The sequence below is a fragment of the Geobacter sp. 60473 genome (assembly GCF_036323535.1).
GTDB lineage: Bacteria > Desulfobacterota > Desulfuromonadia > Geobacterales > Geobacteraceae > Geobacter > Geobacter sulfurreducens.
In genome coordinates, this window is the sequence record NZ_AP028967.1 from 2034493 (window position 1) to 2052185 (window position 17693).

General features: G+C 61.9%; 20 protein-coding genes. 5 read left to right on the forward strand and 15 right to left on the reverse strand.

From position 1 onward, the window contains the following. Window positions 1-110 precede the first annotated feature (110 nt). On the reverse strand, window positions 111-848 hold the full coding sequence (locus tag AABA48_RS09185; protein WP_286350198.1) for a response regulator: 738 nt from the start codon (window positions 846-848) through the stop codon (window positions 111-113). Window positions 849-1009: 161 nt separating this feature from the next. On the opposite strand from AABA48_RS09185, the gene AABA48_RS09190 reads away from it, so the two are divergent. Further along, window positions 1010-2116, forward strand: coding sequence for a DUF362 domain-containing protein (locus AABA48_RS09190; protein WP_286350199.1), 1107 nt, complete (start codon window positions 1010-1012; stop codon window positions 2114-2116). 7 nt (window positions 2117-2123) lie between these two features. Here AABA48_RS09190 and AABA48_RS09195 read toward each other — a convergent pair whose 3' ends face one another. The 14 genes from AABA48_RS09195 to AABA48_RS09260 all read right to left on the reverse strand — a co-directional run bounded on the left by AABA48_RS09195 (window position 2124) and on the right by AABA48_RS09260 (window position 13382). Further along, window positions 2124-3809, reverse strand: coding sequence for an ABC1 kinase family protein (locus AABA48_RS09195; RefSeq protein ID WP_286350200.1), 1686 nt, complete (start codon window positions 3807-3809; stop codon window positions 2124-2126). Further along, on the reverse strand, window positions 3803-4120 hold the full coding sequence (locus tag AABA48_RS09200; RefSeq protein WP_286350201.1) for a phasin family protein: 318 nt from the start codon (window positions 4118-4120) through the stop codon (window positions 3803-3805). The genes AABA48_RS09195 and AABA48_RS09200 overlap by 7 nt, the downstream gene beginning before the upstream one ends. A gap of 83 nt (window positions 4121-4203) precedes the next feature. After that, a complete protein-coding gene (locus AABA48_RS09205; RefSeq protein ID WP_286350202.1) occupies window positions 4204-4857 on the reverse strand; it encodes a hypothetical protein in 654 nt (217 codons plus the stop codon). Beyond that, the gene (locus AABA48_RS09210) at window positions 4850-5827 is read right to left on the reverse strand and encodes a hypothetical protein (protein WP_286350203.1); all 978 of its coding nucleotides are present in this window, start codon (window positions 5825-5827) and stop codon (window positions 4850-4852) included. The genes AABA48_RS09205 and AABA48_RS09210 overlap by 8 nt, the downstream gene beginning before the upstream one ends. Beyond that, a complete protein-coding gene (locus AABA48_RS09215; protein ID WP_286350204.1) occupies window positions 5827-6546 on the reverse strand; it encodes a hypothetical protein in 720 nt (239 codons plus the stop codon). Before AABA48_RS09215 ends, AABA48_RS09210 begins: the two co-directional genes overlap by 1 nt. 3 nt (window positions 6547-6549) lie before the next feature. Next, window positions 6550-7608 carry an SPFH domain-containing protein gene (locus AABA48_RS09220; RefSeq protein ID WP_286350205.1) on the reverse strand — a complete coding sequence of 353 codons (1059 nt, stop codon included), beginning with the start codon at window positions 7606-7608 and terminating at the stop codon, window positions 6550-6552. 114 nt (window positions 7609-7722) lie between these two features. After that, window positions 7723-7935: a DUF2905 domain-containing protein gene (locus AABA48_RS09225; RefSeq protein WP_286352527.1), complete on the reverse strand. Its 213-nt coding sequence runs from the start codon at window positions 7933-7935 to the stop codon at window positions 7723-7725. Next, the gene (locus AABA48_RS09230; RefSeq protein WP_286350206.1) at window positions 7935-8477 is read right to left on the reverse strand and encodes an epoxyqueuosine reductase QueH; all 543 of its coding nucleotides are present in this window, start codon (window positions 8475-8477) and stop codon (window positions 7935-7937) included. Before AABA48_RS09230 ends, AABA48_RS09225 begins: the two co-directional genes overlap by 1 nt. A gap of 190 nt (window positions 8478-8667) precedes the next feature. Next, window positions 8668-9384, reverse strand: coding sequence for a PEP-CTERM sorting domain-containing protein (locus AABA48_RS09235; RefSeq protein ID WP_286350207.1), 717 nt, complete (start codon window positions 9382-9384; stop codon window positions 8668-8670). Between the two features lie 287 nt (window positions 9385-9671). Further along, the gene (locus AABA48_RS09240) at window positions 9672-10400 is read right to left on the reverse strand and encodes a DnaA/Hda family protein (RefSeq protein WP_286350208.1); all 729 of its coding nucleotides are present in this window, start codon (window positions 10398-10400) and stop codon (window positions 9672-9674) included. Between the two features lie 13 nt (window positions 10401-10413). Beyond that, complete coding sequence (gene ruvB / locus AABA48_RS09245) at window positions 10414-11430, reverse strand: Holliday junction branch migration DNA helicase RuvB (protein WP_286350209.1); 1017 nt, start codon at window positions 11428-11430, stop codon at window positions 10414-10416. A 4-nt stretch (window positions 11431-11434) separates the two neighbouring features. Beyond that, the gene (gene ruvA / locus AABA48_RS09250) at window positions 11435-12034 is read right to left on the reverse strand and encodes a Holliday junction branch migration protein RuvA (protein ID WP_119332157.1); all 600 of its coding nucleotides are present in this window, start codon (window positions 12032-12034) and stop codon (window positions 11435-11437) included. Continuing rightward, entirely contained in the window at window positions 12031-12525 is a 495-nt protein-coding gene (ruvC, locus tag AABA48_RS09255) for a crossover junction endodeoxyribonuclease RuvC (RefSeq protein WP_286350210.1), read from the reverse strand. The genes ruvA and ruvC overlap by 4 nt, the downstream gene beginning before the upstream one ends. A gap of 113 nt (window positions 12526-12638) precedes the next feature. After that, window positions 12639-13382: a YebC/PmpR family DNA-binding transcriptional regulator gene (locus AABA48_RS09260; protein WP_010941735.1), complete on the reverse strand. Its 744-nt coding sequence runs from the start codon at window positions 13380-13382 to the stop codon at window positions 12639-12641. 158 nt (window positions 13383-13540) lie between these two features. On the opposite strand from AABA48_RS09260, the gene AABA48_RS09265 reads away from it, so the two are divergent. From AABA48_RS09265 to AABA48_RS09280, 4 genes are all read left to right on the forward strand, one after another. Then, on the forward strand, window positions 13541-13933 hold the full coding sequence (locus AABA48_RS09265; protein ID WP_010941734.1) for a lipoprotein: 393 nt from the start codon (window positions 13541-13543) through the stop codon (window positions 13931-13933). Window positions 13934-14461: 528 nt separating this feature from the next. After that, window positions 14462-15232: an IclR family transcriptional regulator gene (locus AABA48_RS09270; protein WP_010941733.1), complete on the forward strand. Its 771-nt coding sequence runs from the start codon at window positions 14462-14464 to the stop codon at window positions 15230-15232. A gap of 128 nt (window positions 15233-15360) precedes the next feature. After that, window positions 15361-15669 carry a DUF485 domain-containing protein gene (locus AABA48_RS09275; protein ID WP_010941732.1) on the forward strand — a complete coding sequence of 103 codons (309 nt, stop codon included), beginning with the start codon at window positions 15361-15363 and terminating at the stop codon, window positions 15667-15669. 14 nt (window positions 15670-15683) lie between these two features. Then, entirely contained in the window at window positions 15684-17654 is a 1971-nt protein-coding gene (locus tag AABA48_RS09280; protein WP_286350211.1) for a solute symporter family protein, read from the forward strand. Window positions 17655-17693 lie beyond the last annotated feature (39 nt).

The following is a 17693-nucleotide window of genomic DNA, read 5'->3' on the forward strand; positions in this document are numbered from 1 at the left end:
GCCGCGGAGCCGGGTTGCCCGGTATCGAGCGTTCAGTATCCCGACCACGAAACAGCCGGCTCCCCTTCCGGGAAGCCGGCTGCCATTGCATCAGGGGAGCGGATCGGCCGCTATCCCCGCCTGCGCAGATATGCCAGGAACTCGTCCCGCGACAGCTCTTTCTTCCGCACCAGGTGGTCCATCTGGCGGGACAGGGCCAGCCGTTCCCCCTCCTTCATGGCATCTTTCACAAGCACGAAGAACGGAACGTTACGGACCTGCGGATAGAGCCGGAAGCGCTCCAACAGCTCGAAGGCGTGCATATCCGGCAACGTGACCGAACAGAAGATCATGTAAGCGCGGCCCGTGGTGGCAAGGGCCACGGCCTCCTTGCCCGTGTAGGCGTTAACCACCTCGAAGCCGAGGGAGGTGATGGCCCTGGCAAGGCTCTCCTCCCCCTTCTTGGAGATCACCATCACCTGGAGGTCCCAGGTATCCGCCTCATCGGTCAGCCCGAGGACCGTAAGCTTCTTCATCATGTAATCGGTGTCGATGGGGAGGGTGAAAAAACCGGCGGCCGGGAAAACGCCTCCAATCTTTCCCTCCTGGCTCAGGTAGACCGGCAGGATCGGCACATCGCGGGTGGCCGGATTGTTCTTGATATCCAGCAGGATTCCCCAGCCGTCGTGGGAGAACGGTGAAACGTCGAGGACCACGCCAAGGGGCTTGGTGTCGCCGAAATCGTCCCTTCCCCTGCACACCACCGAATAGCCCGCATGCCTGAGATAGTCGAGCACCGCGGTCGAACGCTCTTCCTCACATCCCAATCCCATCAGCCAGAGTTCCGGCTGCTTCGCTGAATCACTCATGGCATCCCCCGATCTGTGGCGGCTGATTTATTAATTAACAACATAACAAAATTTATCCCGACCGCAAGGAAAAGTTAGCGATAACCGGCTGTTGACGTTGAAAATACCGCGCCCCTGTGCTAGCGTCCATCTCACAACACTCGATGCAAAGGAGACGCGTCATGCCGAGCACCGTTTACTTCAGCGACATGCGGGCGGGACACAAGGAGAACCTTTTCGCCAAGATCGGCAAACTCATGATCCTGGCCGGTGCCAGGGAACGGATCGCCACAGGCGACCTGGTGGCGGTAAAGGTCCACTTCGGAGAGCGGGGAAATCATGCGTTCATCCGCCCCATTTTTATCCGGCGCGTGGTGGACGAAATCAAAGGATGCGGCGGAAAGCCCTTTCTCACCGACTCCTCCACCCTCTATCCGGGCGAGCGCAAGGAAGCGGTCTCCGCGCTGATCTGTGCCATCGAGAACGGCTTCGACTTTGCGGTTGCCGGCGCTCCCCTCGTCATGTGCGACGGACTCCGGGGCAACTCGGCCACGGTCGTGGAGGTGAACGGCGAACTGCTGAAGAAGGTCCCCATCGGCTCCGCCATCGTCGAGGCCGACGCCCTGGTGGCCGTTTCCCACTTCAAGTGCCATGAGCTGACCGGCTTCGGCGGCGCCCTGAAGAACCTGGGCATGGGCTGCTCAAGCCGCGAGGGGAAGCTGACCCAGCATTCCACCGTGGCGCCAAAGGTGGCCGAAAAATACTGCACCGGCTGCGGGCTCTGCCTGAAGGCCTGTGCCCATGACGCCATCGCCATCATCGAGGGGAAGGCCAAGATCGACCCGAAGGCGTGCGCCGGCTGCAGCCGCTGCATCACCATCTGCCCCACCAAGGCCATCACCATCCAGTGGAACGAGGCCGCCGACCTGGTCATGAAGAAGATGGTGGAATTCGCCAAGGGAGCCGTAACGGGCAAGCAGCACAAGACCCTCTTCCTCAACTTCATCACCCAGGTCTCCCCGGCCTGTGATTGCTACGGCCACGCCGACGCCCCCATCGTGAACGACATCGGCATCTGCGCCTCCACCGACCCCGTCGCCCTGGACCAGGCCTGCGCCGACCTGGTCAATGACGCCGTGGGGAACCAGAATACGGCATTGGCCACCGGCCATGAGCCGGGGGGCGACAAGTTCCGCGGGGTTCACCCGGATATCGATTGGGAAATCCAGCTGGAGCATGCCGAGAAGATCGGCATGGGAACGCGCGAGTATGATCTGGTGAGAATCTGAGGTTTCGTTACAGCCGTCCTGACCGGATGATCGCCACGACCCACCAGAGGCCGATGAAGCCGGCGATCGTGTAGCCCATGAAGGCGAACACCGGGAAATCGAGAAACTTCGGCCCCTTGTCGGTCTGCATGACAATGGACGAGCCAACGATCAGGGCGGCAATGATCAGGCTGGAGGAAAGGCGGTTCACGGACTTGTCGAACTCCCGCATGGCCCGGTCGAGGCCCCGGTGTTCCAGGTCGATCTTGAATTTGTTCCGGTTGATCCGATTGAGGAGTTCCTTCAGGTCCCGCGGCAGGTTGCGGGCCAGAGTGAAATAGGAGAGAAGGTTCGAGTCCATCTCCCTGATCAGCTGGCGGGGAGAGAAGCGGTCGCGCACGGCCTGCTTCATGAAGGGGCGCAGGTGCTCCACCATGTCGAAGGCGGGGTCCAGCTCCCGCCCCATCCCCTCGATGGCCACCAGGGCCTTGGCCAGCAGCATGAGGTCGGGCTGGAACTTGATGTGATAGGTGGTAATCACCTCCAGAAACTCCAGCAGCACCCGTCCCACCTCGATCTCCTGGAGCGGGGTCTCGTAGTAGTTGTCGATCAGGCCGGTCAGGTCCCGCTTGAGGGCCCGGGTATCCAGGGTGTCGGCAATCTCCCCCGAGTAGAGCAGCAGCGAGATCACCTCGTCCACGTCCCGCTGGACGATGGCCAGCAGGATGTCGGTGAGATACCCCTTGAGCTGGGCGTCGAGCCGCCCCACCATGCCGTAGTCCAGCAGGCAGATGACGTTGTCCGGCAGGATGAGGACATTGCCGGGATGGGGATCGCCATGGAAGAAGCCGTGGGTGAGGACCATCTTGAGGAAGGCATCGGCCCCGCGCCGGGCGATGAGCCGACGGTCCATGCCCGCGCGTTCCAGGGCCGCCGTGTCCGACACCTTGATCCCGTTGATGAACTCCATGGTCAGGAGCCCCCGGGCGGTACAGTCCCAGTGGACCGTGGGAAAGTAGAGGGTCGGGTCCCCCGCGAAGTTCTCGGCAAAGCGCTCGATGGTATGCCCTTCCCGCGCGAAGTCCATCTCGCGGCGGATCGTCCGGGCGAACTCCTTCACGAGCCCCACCGGGTCGTAGATGTCGCTGCGGGGAAGGTGACGCTCGGCCAGGACCGCCAGTCCCATCATGGCGTCGATGTCGGTCTCCACGGCCTCCACCACGCCGGGACGGCGGACCTTGACCACCACCTCTTCGCCGGAAACGAGCCGGGCCCGGTGGACCTGAGCGATGGAGGCTGCCGCCAGGGGCTCTGGGTCGATGAAGGAAAAACGCTCTTCCGGATCGCGACCAAGCTCGCGGCGGATCTGGTCCAGGGCGTCCTCGAAGGGGAACGACGGCACCTGATCCTGGAGCCGGGCGAACTCCAGCACGAAACTGCGGGGGATCACGTCCGGGCGGGTGGAGAGGATCTGGCCCAGCTTGACGAACGTGGGGCCCAGTTCTTCCAGGGCAAGCCTCATCCGCTCCGCGGGTGAGAGCCGGGCCAGTTCCGGTTCGGGCTTGCGGAAGAGCCGGCGTCCCCGGGCAACGAACCGGGATAGCCCCATGAGCGACAGGGCGTGCTCGAAGCCATACTTGACCAATACCCGCACGATCTGCCGGTAACGGCGCAGGCTCCGGATGTTACGATTGAGCTGGAAAACGCTCAGCATTCGGTACTCGGGTCTCCGACGCCGGCTTTGGCCTCAAGGGCCTCAACCCGCTTGACGAGCCGGTCGTACTCCTCACGGGGAACGAGCCCAAGTCGGTCCATGGCCCGCTTGACCTCCACGTCGGCCATCTCCTCGATGCGCCCCTTAACGTCCTTGGCCATGGTCTGGATCTTCTCCAGGATCGCCTTTCCTTCGTCCTCACCCACCTTGTACTTTTCCTTCAGGTCGACGAGACACTCCTCCACCTTTCTCTGGGACAGCGACACGACCCCCAGGCCGGTCAGAAATACCTTCTCGAACAGTTCGATCATGGGGCGTTCCTCCTTTCATGGACATCACACGGAACAAAAGTAGCAGAAATCACGCAAAAAACAAGCGGCCCGCCACCCGCGCCTCAAATCTCCAGGTCCAGGTCGGGCTGGAACAGCCGCCCTTCCCGGAGGTCGAAAGGAATGGTGAGGAGCTTGCCGGTGCCGCAGCGGACTGAAAATGTCTCCAGAAACCGCTGGTTCACGCGCCGCTCGCCTGCCACGGTGGCCAGTACTACCGGTTCGGCCAGGGTCAGGGCATCAGCCTCGCGAAAAACGATGGGAGCCACCGCGGCGGGGCTTCCGGCGGAGCGGCCGAACGCGGGAGCACGGAGCGTCAGGAGCCTCCCCGCACGCAGGATGGGTGCCGGTTTGGCGGCGAAAGCAGGCACGAAGACGAGCGGTGGCTTCTCCGCCCGGGCAGGGTCAGGCGCCATGATGGTGCCCGTCAGGGACAGGTAGTTGCGCAGGGTTGTCGCCTCGCCGCCGGAACTCGCGACGCGGAACGGGAAGACCCAGAACGGCAGCCGCGCCATGGTACGCCGCGCCCCGGGCGAGGCATCCAGGTCAGGTCCGGCCGCGTGGAGGACCTGGCGCAGAGCCAGAGTCTCCCCCTCCAGTTCCCGGAACGTGCCGCACCGCCGGCAGGGGAAGATGACATCCTCACCCGCAGCCGTAAGGCCACCGCCGCAATCGGGGCAACGGAGCGGGATCACCCGCAGATCGTGCCGGTCAGCCAAGCTCCACCTCCCCTCTCCGGTCTACCACGCCAAAGAACCAGACGGCCAGACGCTCAATCGACAACCCGCCGTTGGCGGCGAGCCAGGCCAGGAAAGCGCCGACGGCGACAAATCCGACCAGCGGATGGAGAGTGAAGGAATAGATCAGGAGCGTGACCGTCGACAGGGGGCGCAGCACCGCAATCCGCACGGCGGCCGGAAGGCGCCCGGCGAGGACGCGACCGTTCACCCCGTCCACGGCCACGTGATAGAGCCGCTCGCCGCGGGAAAACGTGAGGCTCCAGACCGGATATGAAATGAGGACGATGCGCTCCCCACAGAGGGCGAGACGGCCGGCCGAGCGGAGCACTCCCTTTCCTCCGCCCCGGGACCGGGCCTGGGCCAGTGCTTCCCGCCTCACCTGATCCGGCGTCGTGACCGGATCAAAGACCGTGCCCCGGCGGGAAACCTCGGCGAAATCCATCCCCGAAAGCGGCAGGACCGCGCTTGCCACGGCGATGCCCCGCAGGCCGAAGCGTGACGTATCGCAGGCGGGAGAGCTGTAGTCCACGGCAATCATGACCGTCTCGGTACCGCTTTCCACGGGTCCGCGCACCTCCCGAACCGTCCGCATGCCGTTCTCATCGTACTCTTCCTGCTGGACCCGAGTCTCCCGCTCGGTCCAGAGCCAGCCGGCCGCATGGCCCCGCAGCCGCCAGAATGGAAGGAAGCACAGCTCGTCCCCTTCAAACCGGAGCAGTTCCACCACCTTCGGGTCGCCGCCGGCAGCCGCCGCGGCCTTGCGGGCAGCGGCGCGCGCCTGGGTACGGTCAATCCGCTCAGCAATAACAAATCGGGGAATGCCCGCTTCGCCGGAAACTGCCAGAGAGGTTCCGCAAGAGGGACAGAGAGCATTGCGGTTTCCTTCGCTGAACGAAAAAGGGCTTGCACACTGGGGACAGGATATGGTGACCGTCTGCCGCTCGCTCATTACTCCCCCCTTCGGAGCAATGCGGTGCAGACCGGCCAGGCAACGGCCAGCACAGCCGCGAAGACGGCTGCCCTGAGAAGGTGGCTCTTCACGGCCAGCCCGGCGGCAGTGAGCGTGATGGCAAAACCGGCCACCAGTGCAGCGTGGCGAAACGGCACCGACTCGGACCGGGCCGGGAGGGGCGTCAGGAGCGCGACCCGCCGGTCCACCGCCGAAACCAGTGCCCTGCAGTCGTGACCGGCAAGGCGGAAGGAAAGGAGATAGAGAGGGAGGTAAACGAGGCTGAGGGAGGTGCCGCCACGGTCGGCTCCTTCCCCTAATGCCTCGTCGGCCGGGATGTCGGGCAGGATGAAGTCGTCCCCCGACGGGACGAAGAGAAGGTCGCCGCCGGGCAGGCCGGGGAGGGGACCCTGAAGCCAGGGATGACGCAGGGCCGGCACGAGCCGATTCCCTCCACTTTCAGGTCGCGAGAGCCAGAAGGGCGCAACCAGATACTCGCAGCCGGTCCGCTCCACGGCCTGTCCGGCACCATCCCGCTCGAGGGTGGAGGCCACTGCGCTCCACGCCACCCGATCGTCCCGCTCGTGGTCCAGGTGGTATTCGGCGATGCCGACACCCCGTTCCACCATGAAGGATGAACCGCAGAATGCACAGCCGTGGAAACGGGTATCGGTGCGCGCCTCCGCCGGGGCGCCGCACTGGGGGCAGGCGATGGTCACCGCCTATGCTCCGGCCTGCCGTCCGCAGCCGGGGCAGAAGCGAGCTTCTTTCGGCAGCGGCTTGCCGCAGCCGGAGCAAAAGCCGGACTCTACCGGGGCGCCGCACTGATGGCAAAAATTTCCACCCGCCACCAACGGCGCCATACAGCGGGGACAGCTACCCGTGCCGACAGGAGCGGACGCATCAGCTCCCTGTGCCATGGCATTCGCCACCATGCCGGGCAGAATCATGCCGAGACCGGCACCGACCCCGATCCCCATCCCCTGGGCGGCCTCGCCGCCCCCCTCGGCCGAGGCCGCCGCTTCCAGGCTTCGGGCCGCCTTGAACTTCAGGTAGCGATCCACATCGCCGGCCGCCTCCATGGAGGTGCGCTCGTCGATGGCCTTCTGGACCTCCGGCGGGGGAGTGATCGCGTTCACGTAAAGTTCGGCCAGTTCGATGCCGAATCCGCCGAAGTCTCCTGCCAGGCGTTCCTTGAGCGCAGCAGAAGTCTCATCGTAGCGGGCGGGCAGATCCAGAACCGAGTCGATGGTTTCGCCCAGGTAGTCGTTGAGCCGCGCCACGATGATGTCGCGGAACAGTTCCTCCAGCTCGCTGCTGGTGTAAAGCCCCCGGGTTCCCACCAGAGCGTTCACCAGGAGCTGCGGGTCGACCACCCGCAGGGTGTAGGTGCCGAAGGCCCGCAGCCGTACCATGCCAAAGCGGCTGTCCCGGAAGGCAACGGGTTCCTTGGTTCCCCAGCGCAGGTCGGTGAAGGTCTGTATTCCCACGAAACAGACTTCGCAGCGGAAGGGAGAGGTGCCTCCCCAGGGGAGCGACAGGAGCTTAGTCAGGATCGGCAGGTTGGCGCTGGTCAGGGTATGCCTACCAGGGCCAAAGCAGTCGGCGGCCTTGCCGTCCCTGAAGAAGACCGCCCGCTGACTCTCCCGCACCACCAGCTGGGCGCCCAATTTGATCTCGGCGGACCCCTCGGGGGGGATGCGGCGCACCATCTCCCGGCCGCTGTCGTCAAACCACTCGATTACCTCAAGAAATACCGTATTCATGCTGTTGATCGCCATGGGGCCCTCCGTTCGCATAATGACGCTCGCGACAACGACCGCTTTTAGATCGAAGCAGCTGTAGCATCTATCGGTTAGGAGTGGTGAAACTTGAGGAATTTCAGCAGGAACGGCTTATTTTCTCAGCAGCCAGAGGATGAGGGAGAGCACCAGGGATATGAGAATGCTGGTGGCAAGGGGAAAATAAACGGTGAAGTTGTCCCGTTTCACGTAGATGTCGCCGGGGAGGCGGCCAATCCACGGAATTTTGCCGGCAACGGTGAGGAGCACGCCCACGGCCGCAATGACCAGCCCCATGACCATGAGCGACTTTCCGAGGCCCTGCATCATTTTTTCCCCTGCGGGGGATGGTAACGGTCCTTTTCGCTGTAGATGCAGCCGCAGTACTGCTGGCGGTAGAGCCCCATCTCCTTGGAGACGCGGATGCCGTCCTGCCAGCCCCGGCGATAGTCGTCGTAGACAAAGGCGACCCCGTGGCGCGTTGCGGCCCGCTCGGCAGCGATCCTGATGTCGTCGTGCTTCTGGTAGCGGCTGTAGAGGAGCGATGAGGTGAACCCGTCGAAGCCGCCCGCCGCTGCTGCGGCAGCTGCCGCATCCAGGCGCGAAAAATAACAGTACCAGCATCGATCCGCCGGATTTCCGGCCACGGCGGCCAGAAATTCCTCCAGGCGATACTCGTCCCGCACCTCCAGCGGCAACTCGATCCGGTCCGCATATTCCAGGACCGTGTCGAGCCGGCGACGGTACTCCTGGTAGGGATGTATGTTGTGGTTGAAAAAGAACCCGGTGACATCCGCCCCGCTGTCGCGGAGACGGCTAACCGGATAGATGGCGCAGGGGGCACAGCAGATGTGAAGCAATAGTTTCATTGGGGCAACGACCTCCTGATCGGCATGCCAGTTTAGTCGTTATGACGCGTCAGCTCAACCACCTTTTTGGCAATGGCCTGCCGGCGAAGGCCGATAGCTGCCACTGCCCGCGGCCTGCACCGCAACGAAAAGAGGGGAACGCACCCCGCGCTCCCCCCTGTCCTTCCAGCAGTCGGTCACTCTTTTCCGGCTATCCGCGCTTCATCCGATACAGTCCGAGCCCTGCGATTCCAATCCCCAGCAGCAGGATCGTACCGGGTTCGGGCACCGGAGCAGGCGTACTGTCTTCCAGCTTGCCCGCGAGGAACAGGCTGCCGCCGTTGATGTCGCTGGAGAGCCCCATCAACCGGACAGCGGTCAGTTCCACGAACGACTTAAGGTCCGCGAGCGAGAACGCCAGAAAATCGACTGCGGAAGAGTTGAAGTCCATGTAAAACACGTCACTCTGGCCGGCTTTCACGCCGGAGGAATTGATGGACCGTCCATCCCCCTCGGTGGCTGCGAATTCAAACACGTACTTGTTGTCGATCACGGGATTGAACTCATCGCCGTTCTGGGGAGGAGGGAGGGTGCTGAGTTTCTTTTCAAATACCACCCACTTGAGAGCGTCCTGATCGTCGCCGAAGGCTCCCCGGGACGGATTGTAGATCGCAATGGGGAGAGCTCCGGAAAACGTGAACGCAAAGGCTGTTGCCGTGCTGCCCGCGCCGATCGCCGAGGCCGGTGCCGCAGTATACCTGATCCCGAGGGTGTTGGCGTCCTCCACGTAGGCGGTCATGCTTCCCCAAGAAGCGCCGCCGAGGTAATCCTTGTCGGTGTAGGTGTACGAGAGGCTTACCGCATGGGCCGCAGTTACGGTCAGCATGACGAGCAGCAAGGAGAGTATGAACATATGTTGTGTTTTCATGACTGTCCCCTCTCTTTGTGATGGGTGGTAGTGCTTCATACAAGTTTATGCAATTAGTAGGCCAGCCATATAACCATTGAATCTACAAAGAAATGGGCTTCAATCCCGGAAAGGGTACGCCATAAAACCGTAAACAATTTCGACGGTTCGTTCATTCCAGGGATTACCTTACCGGTAACACGCTAAATTCATTATGCAATTTTGTCGCAAAAACTTACATCTCACTGTCATAGCTAGTAAGTGAAACCTTACAGGAGACAACCCGCGCGGCCGGCGGCAGACAAATCCTAGAGAAGTGCCAGCGCCTCGCGCGCCAGTCGCAGGGTAATCTTCCGCTTGGCGCTGAAGGCATAGCGGGTTATCGCGTCCAGCGCGGCAACAAGGGACGGCACGTCGCGGCGTACATGCACCAGGAGGTAGTCGACCGCGTCGGCGGGAAGGATGATTTGACGGTCATCGGCCAGCTTCTGCATGATGCGGCGGCGGGAATCGTCGTCCGAAATATCGGTTTTCGCCACGAGACCCCAGAGCAGACGCGATGTCAGGTGACCATCGAGAGTGGGAAGTTCGTTGGGGGGATTGAGCCCGGTGATGGCTATGGGCCTGCCGGCCTGATAGAAGTCGTTGAACAGCTGCCAGAGTTCCACCCGGACACTCTGCTGATCGGGAATCAGGTGGAGGTCATCCACAAGCAGGGCAGGTGCGCCGCGAAAACGCTCGGCCAATCTGGAGACTTCTTCAGCCGGATACTCGCCGTGATAGATCTCGTCAACATCCTTGAACGATATGCATGGCACTGCCGTAAACCCGGCCCGGCCCGCAAAGCAGGCCCCCATTGCCATGAGCAGATGAGTCTTGCCCGAACCGGAGGGCCCATGGAGGTAGAGGAGATTTTCCGAACCGCTTTCGTCCGTCAGGCGCCGGGCGAAACGGCAGGCAGTCTCGTTGCCGGCACAGATCACGAAATTGTCGAACGAGTATTTGGGGGTGACGGGAAAGTCGAAGACGAGTTGCATGGCGGGAAACGGCCTAGAAGAGCGCGCCTTGCCCGGGCGCGGGCGCAATGCGGCCGAAGTGCTCATAGGCGGACTTCGTGGCCACGCGGCCCCGGGGGGTGCGGTTAATGAAACCGTGCTGGATCAGGAACGGCTCGTAGACATCCTCGATGGTATCGCGCTCCTCTCCGATGGCGGCGGCTATGGTGTCGAGCCCCACGGGCCCGCCGCCGAACTTGTCGATGATCGTCAGCATGATGGTGCGATCCATCTGATCGAACCCCTTTTCGTCGATCTCCAGGAGCTTGAGGGATTCGTCCACCACCTGAGCGGAGATGACGCCATCGGCCCGAACCTGGGCAAAGTCCCTGACCCGACGCAGGAGACGGTTGGCGATCCGGGGTGTTCCCCGGCTGCGGCGGGCCAGCTCCCGGGCACCGTCAGGCTCGATCCGGATATCGAGGATGTGCGCCGACCTGGTTACGATGGTGGAGAGCTCTGCATCGGTGTAGAACTCCAGGCGCGAGATGACCCCAAAGCGGTCCCGCAGTGGCGACGAGAGAAGGCCGGCGCGGGTGGTGGCCCCCACGAGGGTGAACCGGGGAAGATCCAGCTTGATGGTGCGGGCACTTGGGCCCTGACCGATGATGATGTCGAGCTGGAAATCCTCCATGGCCGGGTAGAGTATCTCCTCCACCACATGGGAGAGGCGGTGGATCTCATCGATGAAGAGGACATCGTGGGGCTCCAGGTTGGTGAGAATTGCCGCCAGATCGCCCGGACGCTCGATGACCGGACCAGACGTGGACTTGATGTTCACCCCCATCTCACAGGCAATGATGTTGGCGAGCGTGGTCTTCCCCAGTCCCGGCGGGCCGTAGAGCAGCACGTGGTCCAGGGCCTCGCCGCGCTTTCGGGCCGCGTCGATGAAGACCCGCAGGTTCCCCTTGGCCTTCTCCTGGCCGATGTAATCGTCCAGGGCGCGGGGGCGCAGGGATGATTCGGCGTAGTCGTCGTCGGTCTTTTCAGGGCTTATCGTTCGAGTCGTCATGGGGCTATTTCATCAGTACCTTGAGGGCCTGCCGAAGCACCGCCTCCGTGGAGGCATCGGGCTCGATGCTCATCTCGGCCAACACCTTCCGGACCACCGCCTCCTTATAGCCGAGGTTCACAAGGGCCGAGGTCACGTCGTCAGCCACCTCGGCGGGGGCTTCACTGGAGGGCGCCTCCTGGGCCGACGGCGCCATTTCCATCTTCCGGACCTTTTCCTTGAGTTCCAGCACCAGCCGCTCGGCGGTCTTTTTGCCGATGCCGGGGATGGACGAGAGCCTCGCGAGATTCCCCTGCACAATGGCGGCGGCCAGTTCCCCCGGCTGGATGTTGGACAGGATATCGCGGGCCATCTTGGGGCCGATGCCGGAAACCGAGATGAGCAACTGGAAGAACTCCTTCTCGGCAAGGGTTCGGAAGCCGAAGAGGCTGATGGAGTCTTCCTTCACATGGGTATGTATCGAAAGGGAAACGGTCTTCCCCTCCTCGGGAAGCTCGTAGTAGGTTGAGAAAGGAATCTGGACCCGGTAGCCGACGCCGTTCACGTCGATAATGATGGCGTCGGGGGATTTGTGGGCGAGCCTGCCGGTGAGAAGGGCGATCATCGGATGCTCCGGAGCACGGATTTCATCACTGCCGAATTGGCGTGGCAGACCGCTACGGCCAGGGCGTCGGAGGCATCGGCCTGGGCGATCTCGGGAAGGTTGAGGAGCGATTTGACCATCTGCTGCACCTGCTCCTTGCGGGCGTGGCCATAGCCGACCACCGCCTGCTTCACCTGCATGGCCGTGTACTCGCTGACCGGCAATCCCGCGTTTACCCCGGCCACGATGGCAGCCCCGCGGGCCTGGCCCAGCTTCAGGGCGCTCTGGGCGTTATGGGCGAGGAACACCTGCTCTACTGCCATTGCATCGGGTCGGTACTCTTCGATGACGCGGCTCAGCCCCTCGTAGATTTTGTGGAGTCGGAGCGCGAACTCCCTGTGGCTGTCGGTATGAATGGCGCCGTTGTCCACGTGCACGAGACGGTTGCCGATTTTCTCGATGATGCCGTAGCCGGTGATGCGTGAACCGGGGTCAATGCCGAGAACTCTCATGGGGAGACATTCTGCCACAGAGGGCGCGGAGAGCACAGCAGAAAAAACGCGCGAAAGGAAAGACCCGGCTTCCGACTTCCGCGCTTGAACCAACCGGGGGTGGCAGGGCCCGCCTACATGAGCTTTTCCATCTCCTCCGTGGAGATGTCGAAGTTGGCGTAGACGTTCTGGACGTCGTCGTTGTCCTCGAGGCGGTCCATGAGCTTGAGCATGTTCTCGGCATTCTTGCCGTCAAGTTTCACCATGGTCTGGGGAATCATGGTGATTTCGGCGGATTCGAAGGGGAAGCCGGCCTTTTCGAGTGCCTCGCGCACGTCAATGAACGCTGCCGGGTCGGTGAGCACCTCGTACTGCTCCTCTTCGTCCGCCACGTCGTCCGCGCCGGCCTCAAGGGCCGTCTCGAAGAGCTTTTCAAAATCAACGTCCTTGGACAGGACAATGAGCCCTTTCTTGTCGAACATCCACGAAACGCACCCCGCCTCGCCCATGTTGCCGTTGCACTTGGTGAAGGTGCTCCGCACCTCGCCGACCGTACGGTTACGGTTGTCGGTCATGCACTCTACCAGCACCGCCACGCCGCCGGGACCGTATCCTTCGTAGATGATCTCTTCGTAGCTGACCCCCTCGAGTTCGCCAGTCCCCTTCTTGATGGCCCGCTCGATGTTGTCCTTGGGCATGTTCTCGGCTTTGGCCTTGTCGACGGCGGCACGCAGGCGCGGATTGCCGTTCGGGTCGCCACCGCCGATCTTGGCGGCAACGGTGATCTCCTTGATCAGCTTGGTGAACACCTTGCCGCGCTTGGCGTCGGCCGCCCCCTTCTTATGCCTGATGGTGCTCCATTTATTATGTCCCGACATGCGGTTGATCCTCCTGTTCCCAAAATCAGCCACCGGCCTCAAATCGGGTGATACTATCATGGGAAATTCCGGGTTGTAAAGGCCCAAACTTCATGTAAAATAGCGGTGCCGGCACCGCCACGGACGCCGGAATCCCACCATTCACAACGAGGTATCGCATGCCAACCACTACTCTCCTTGCCCCTCTCGTCCGCCTTGTACGACGCGTTCTCCTGGCTGGCACGGCAGCGGCACTACTCGCCGCATGCGCCACCATCCCCCAGATGGCCGATGAAACAGACCGTGACCTGCCCCCCATCCTGGCCCAGGACGAGATTTTTCGTCCCTACGTAAAGATCGGCACCGTAGAAGTGAACCTCAAGCGTTACGGCAGCATCGAGGAACTTCAGCGGGAGGCTGAAGAGTGGGCCCATGACGCCCTGAGCCTCGAAGCATCCAAAATCGGCGCAGATGCCGTTATCCTCCCCGAAGTCCGCATCGAGAAAGACACCTACATCATCTTTCCCGTCATTTACGTAAAAGGAAAGGGAACAGCCGTCAAATTCCAGTAAAATCCGTCCGCGCCCCGTGTCACAGAGCACGGCGGCCGGGCTTGCGATCAGATGACGCGGCGGTGCCGACCGGCCTGAAACACCGGCACGGAAAGCCACCTCAATAATTGATAGAGCGAAGAACAACTCGCGCCACGCCGGAAGCGATGCCCCCCCCTTGGCCGGCACCCTATTCAACCCGGTCAGCGCAACGGCCCGGGATCTCACCGGGCCGTCACCCACCCTACCGAGAACCCCGTTCGCAACCACGTCTCAAAAATTACATACCCTCACAGCTCACCCTCTCGCATTTTCTTTACTTGATTTTTCAATAAACCATGTTCTACTTATCAACAGAACGTTTATTCAGTTCAATTTTTCGCCACAATTATCATTCAACATACTAACTTTACTTATATATTTTTTAGATAAACTTTTTAAAACAAAATTGTATTGACGAAATTAAAACACCGTGTTAGCTTTTCAATAAAAATATAACACCGTTTTTCAAACAACCCCGACCACCACATTGCGACAGGAAAGGGAACGATGACGAGGGAAAAAAGCTCATACGCGGTACAGACCGTTGAAAAGGCCCTCGATATCCTCGAAACGCTCACGGACGAGAGCCGTCACGCGACCCTTCCCTATCTGGCCGAGAAGCTCGACCTGTCCCGCAACAAGGCATTCCGGCTCCTGGCAACCCTGGAGAGCAAGGGACTGGTTGAACGGGACGAGACGAGCGGCGTCTATCGCCTGGGCATTTCATCGGTCGAGCTGGCCCAGCGGCTTCTGAACAGCACCAGCCTCATCCGTCATGCCCACCCAATCATGGAAAGACTGGCGCGCAAGCATGACGAGGCCGTCTACATCGCCGTACTCAAGGGGGACGAGGTTCTTTTCCTGGATATGGTGGACTGTGAGCAGGCCATCAAGACCGCCCCCCTGGTGGGACGGCGTTTCCCCTTTTTCAGCAACGCCGCCGGCAAAGCCATCCGGGCACTGGAGTCGACCGACCTGCTGGACCGCTTCCTCAAGAAGCGGGGTCGGAACGGCGGACCGTTTGATCCTGCGGCACTCCAGCAGGAGTTGAAGGCCGTGCGGGAGCATGGCGTTGCCGTTGATTTCGACGGATTGGGGGAAGGGATCGTGAGCGTTGCCGTGGCGGTGCGCGACTACGCGGGCAAAGTCATCGGCGCCTTGACCATGCTGGGGCCCTCCTTCCGGATGATGGCATCCCGCATGGAAAACGAGATTATCCCTTCACTGCGTGAAGGGGCTGAAATACTCTCCATGAAGTTTGGCTACGCAAAGCTGTGACCGGAGAACTGCCAGAAAAAACCATGTGCGAAAGGGGGGAGGAGACGTAGAGGATTGCAACGAAAGGCAACGGGAGCGGGACGCTGCTCCCTGGGAATGCGAATTCACGAAGAAAGGAGTAACGAACCATGGCAGAAAAACAGTACGATTGGGCGTCAATAGCCAAGAACCCCAAGTTCGTCGAGCTCCACCGGAAGAAGACCACATTTCTGGTCGGCTGGTGGGTGTTCTCGACCGTCTACTACTTCCTCCTCCCCATCGGTGCGGCCTATGCGCCGGGACTCTTCAAGATCAAGATTCTCAGCAACATCAACTTCGGCTACCTGTTCGCCCTTTCCCAGTTCTTCGTCTCCTGGGGGATCGCCATGTACTACGCCCATGTGGCCAACAAAGACTTCGACCGGCTCACCCGCGAGCTGGTAGATGAGCTCAAATAGGAAGGAGGTCTGTGATGAAAAAACTGATTGCCGGTATCACCCTGGCCCTCTCCCTGGGCTCGTTTGCCTTCGCTGAAGAGCCGGCCAAGGCTCCGGCGGCCCCCGGGGCCCCGGCCGCCGCCACCGCTCCTGCCGCCACTGCCCCGGCGGCCGCCACCGACGCCGCCAAGGTGGCCACCCCGGCCCCGGCAGCGCCGGCCGAGAAGAAGACGAGCATCAAGGCCAACCCGATGGTCACCATCCCCATCTTCCTGATCATCATCGGCGCCACCATGGCCGTTGTCGTCTGGTCGGCCAAGCGGACCAAGTCGGCCGCCGACTTCTACACCGCCGGCGGCGGCATCACCGGCACCCAGAACGGTTGGGCCATCGCGGGCGACTACATGTCCGCCGCCTCCTTCCTGGGGATTTCGGGCATGATCTCCCTCTACGGCTATGACGGGTTCATGTACTCGGTGGGTTGGCTCGTGGCCTACATCACGGTGCTCCTGATCGTGGCAGAGCCCTGCCGCAACGCGGGCAAGTACACCCTGGGCGACATCCTCTCCTTCCGCACCGAGCCCAAGGTCGTCCGGGCCGTTTGCGCCATCTCCGTCGTTGCCGTCTCCACCTTCTACCTGACCGCTCAGATGGTCGGTGCCGGCAAGCTGATGCAGCTGTTGCTCGGGATTCCCTACAAGTTCGCCATCATCGGCGTCGGCATCCTCATGGTCGGCTACGTCGTGTTCGGCGGCATGACCGCCACCACCTGGGTTCAGATCATCAAGGCCGGCCTCCTCATGACCGGTGCGGGCCTCCTCTCCGTCCTGGTCGGCCTCAAGGCCGGCATGAACCCGTTCACCTTCTTCAACGACATCGCCACCAACCCCAACATCATCGAGCACGTCCAGAAGGCCGTTCTCAAGGACCCCGTTGCCGTGGCGGGCTTCGATTACGGGCAGCGCTTCCTTGAGCCGGGCCTCTTCCTGAAGAACCCGCTCGACCAGATCTCCCTCGGCATGGCACTGGTGCTCGGAACCGCCGGCATGCCCCACATCCTGATGCGCTTCTTCACCGTGCCCACGGCCCAGGCCGCCCGCAAGTCCGTTATCGTGGCCATGTTCATCATTGGCTCCTTCTACATCCTGACCACGCTTCTCGGCTTCGGCGCCGCCATCCACGTGACCCCGCAAGGGATCACCGCCGTTGACAAAGGCGGGAACATGGCCGCCATGATGCTGGCCCAGCAACTGGGCGGCGACATCTCCCCCTTCCTGGGCGACCTGCTCCTGGCGTTCCTGTGCGCCGTTGCCTTCGCCACTATCCTGGCCGTGGTTTCGGGTCTGGTTCTGGCCGCTTCCGCCGCCATTGCCCACGACATCTACGTAAACGTCATCAAGGACGGCCACGCCGACCAGCACGAGCAGGTCATGGCCGCCCGGATCACCTCCCTGTGCGTCGGCGCCATGGGCATCATCATCGGCATCGCCGCCGAGAAGCAGAACGTCGCCCACCTGGTGGCCCTGGCCTTCGCCGTTGCCTCCTCGGGCAACCTGCCGGTCGTGGTCATGTCCCTCTTCTGGCGCAAGTTCAACACCGCCGGCGTCGTGTCGGGCCTCGTGGTCGGCACCGTCGCCTCCATCGCCCTGGTGATGGTCTCCCCCAACATGACCTACCCGAAGGTCGTTGCCGCCGACGCCCAAAAGGTCGTCACGAAGCTTGAAGAGAAACAGGCCGGTGGTGCGGTCCTCACCGAAAAGGAAATGAAGGACCTTGACAAGGCAAAGGCCGACTACGCCAAGAACAAGGACGGCAAGTCCATGCTGGGCCTTGACAAGCCGCTGATCAAACTTAAGAACCCGGGCATCATCTCGATCCCGCTGGGCTTCCTCGCCGCCATCATCGGCTGCCTGGCCTTCCCGAGCCGGCGCTCCGAGGAAATGTTCGACGAGATCTACGTCCGCCAGAACACCGGCATCGGCATGGCCAAGGCCATCGACCACTAATCGGAATATCTGTTCATCGGTACATTGGCAGTCCGGGGG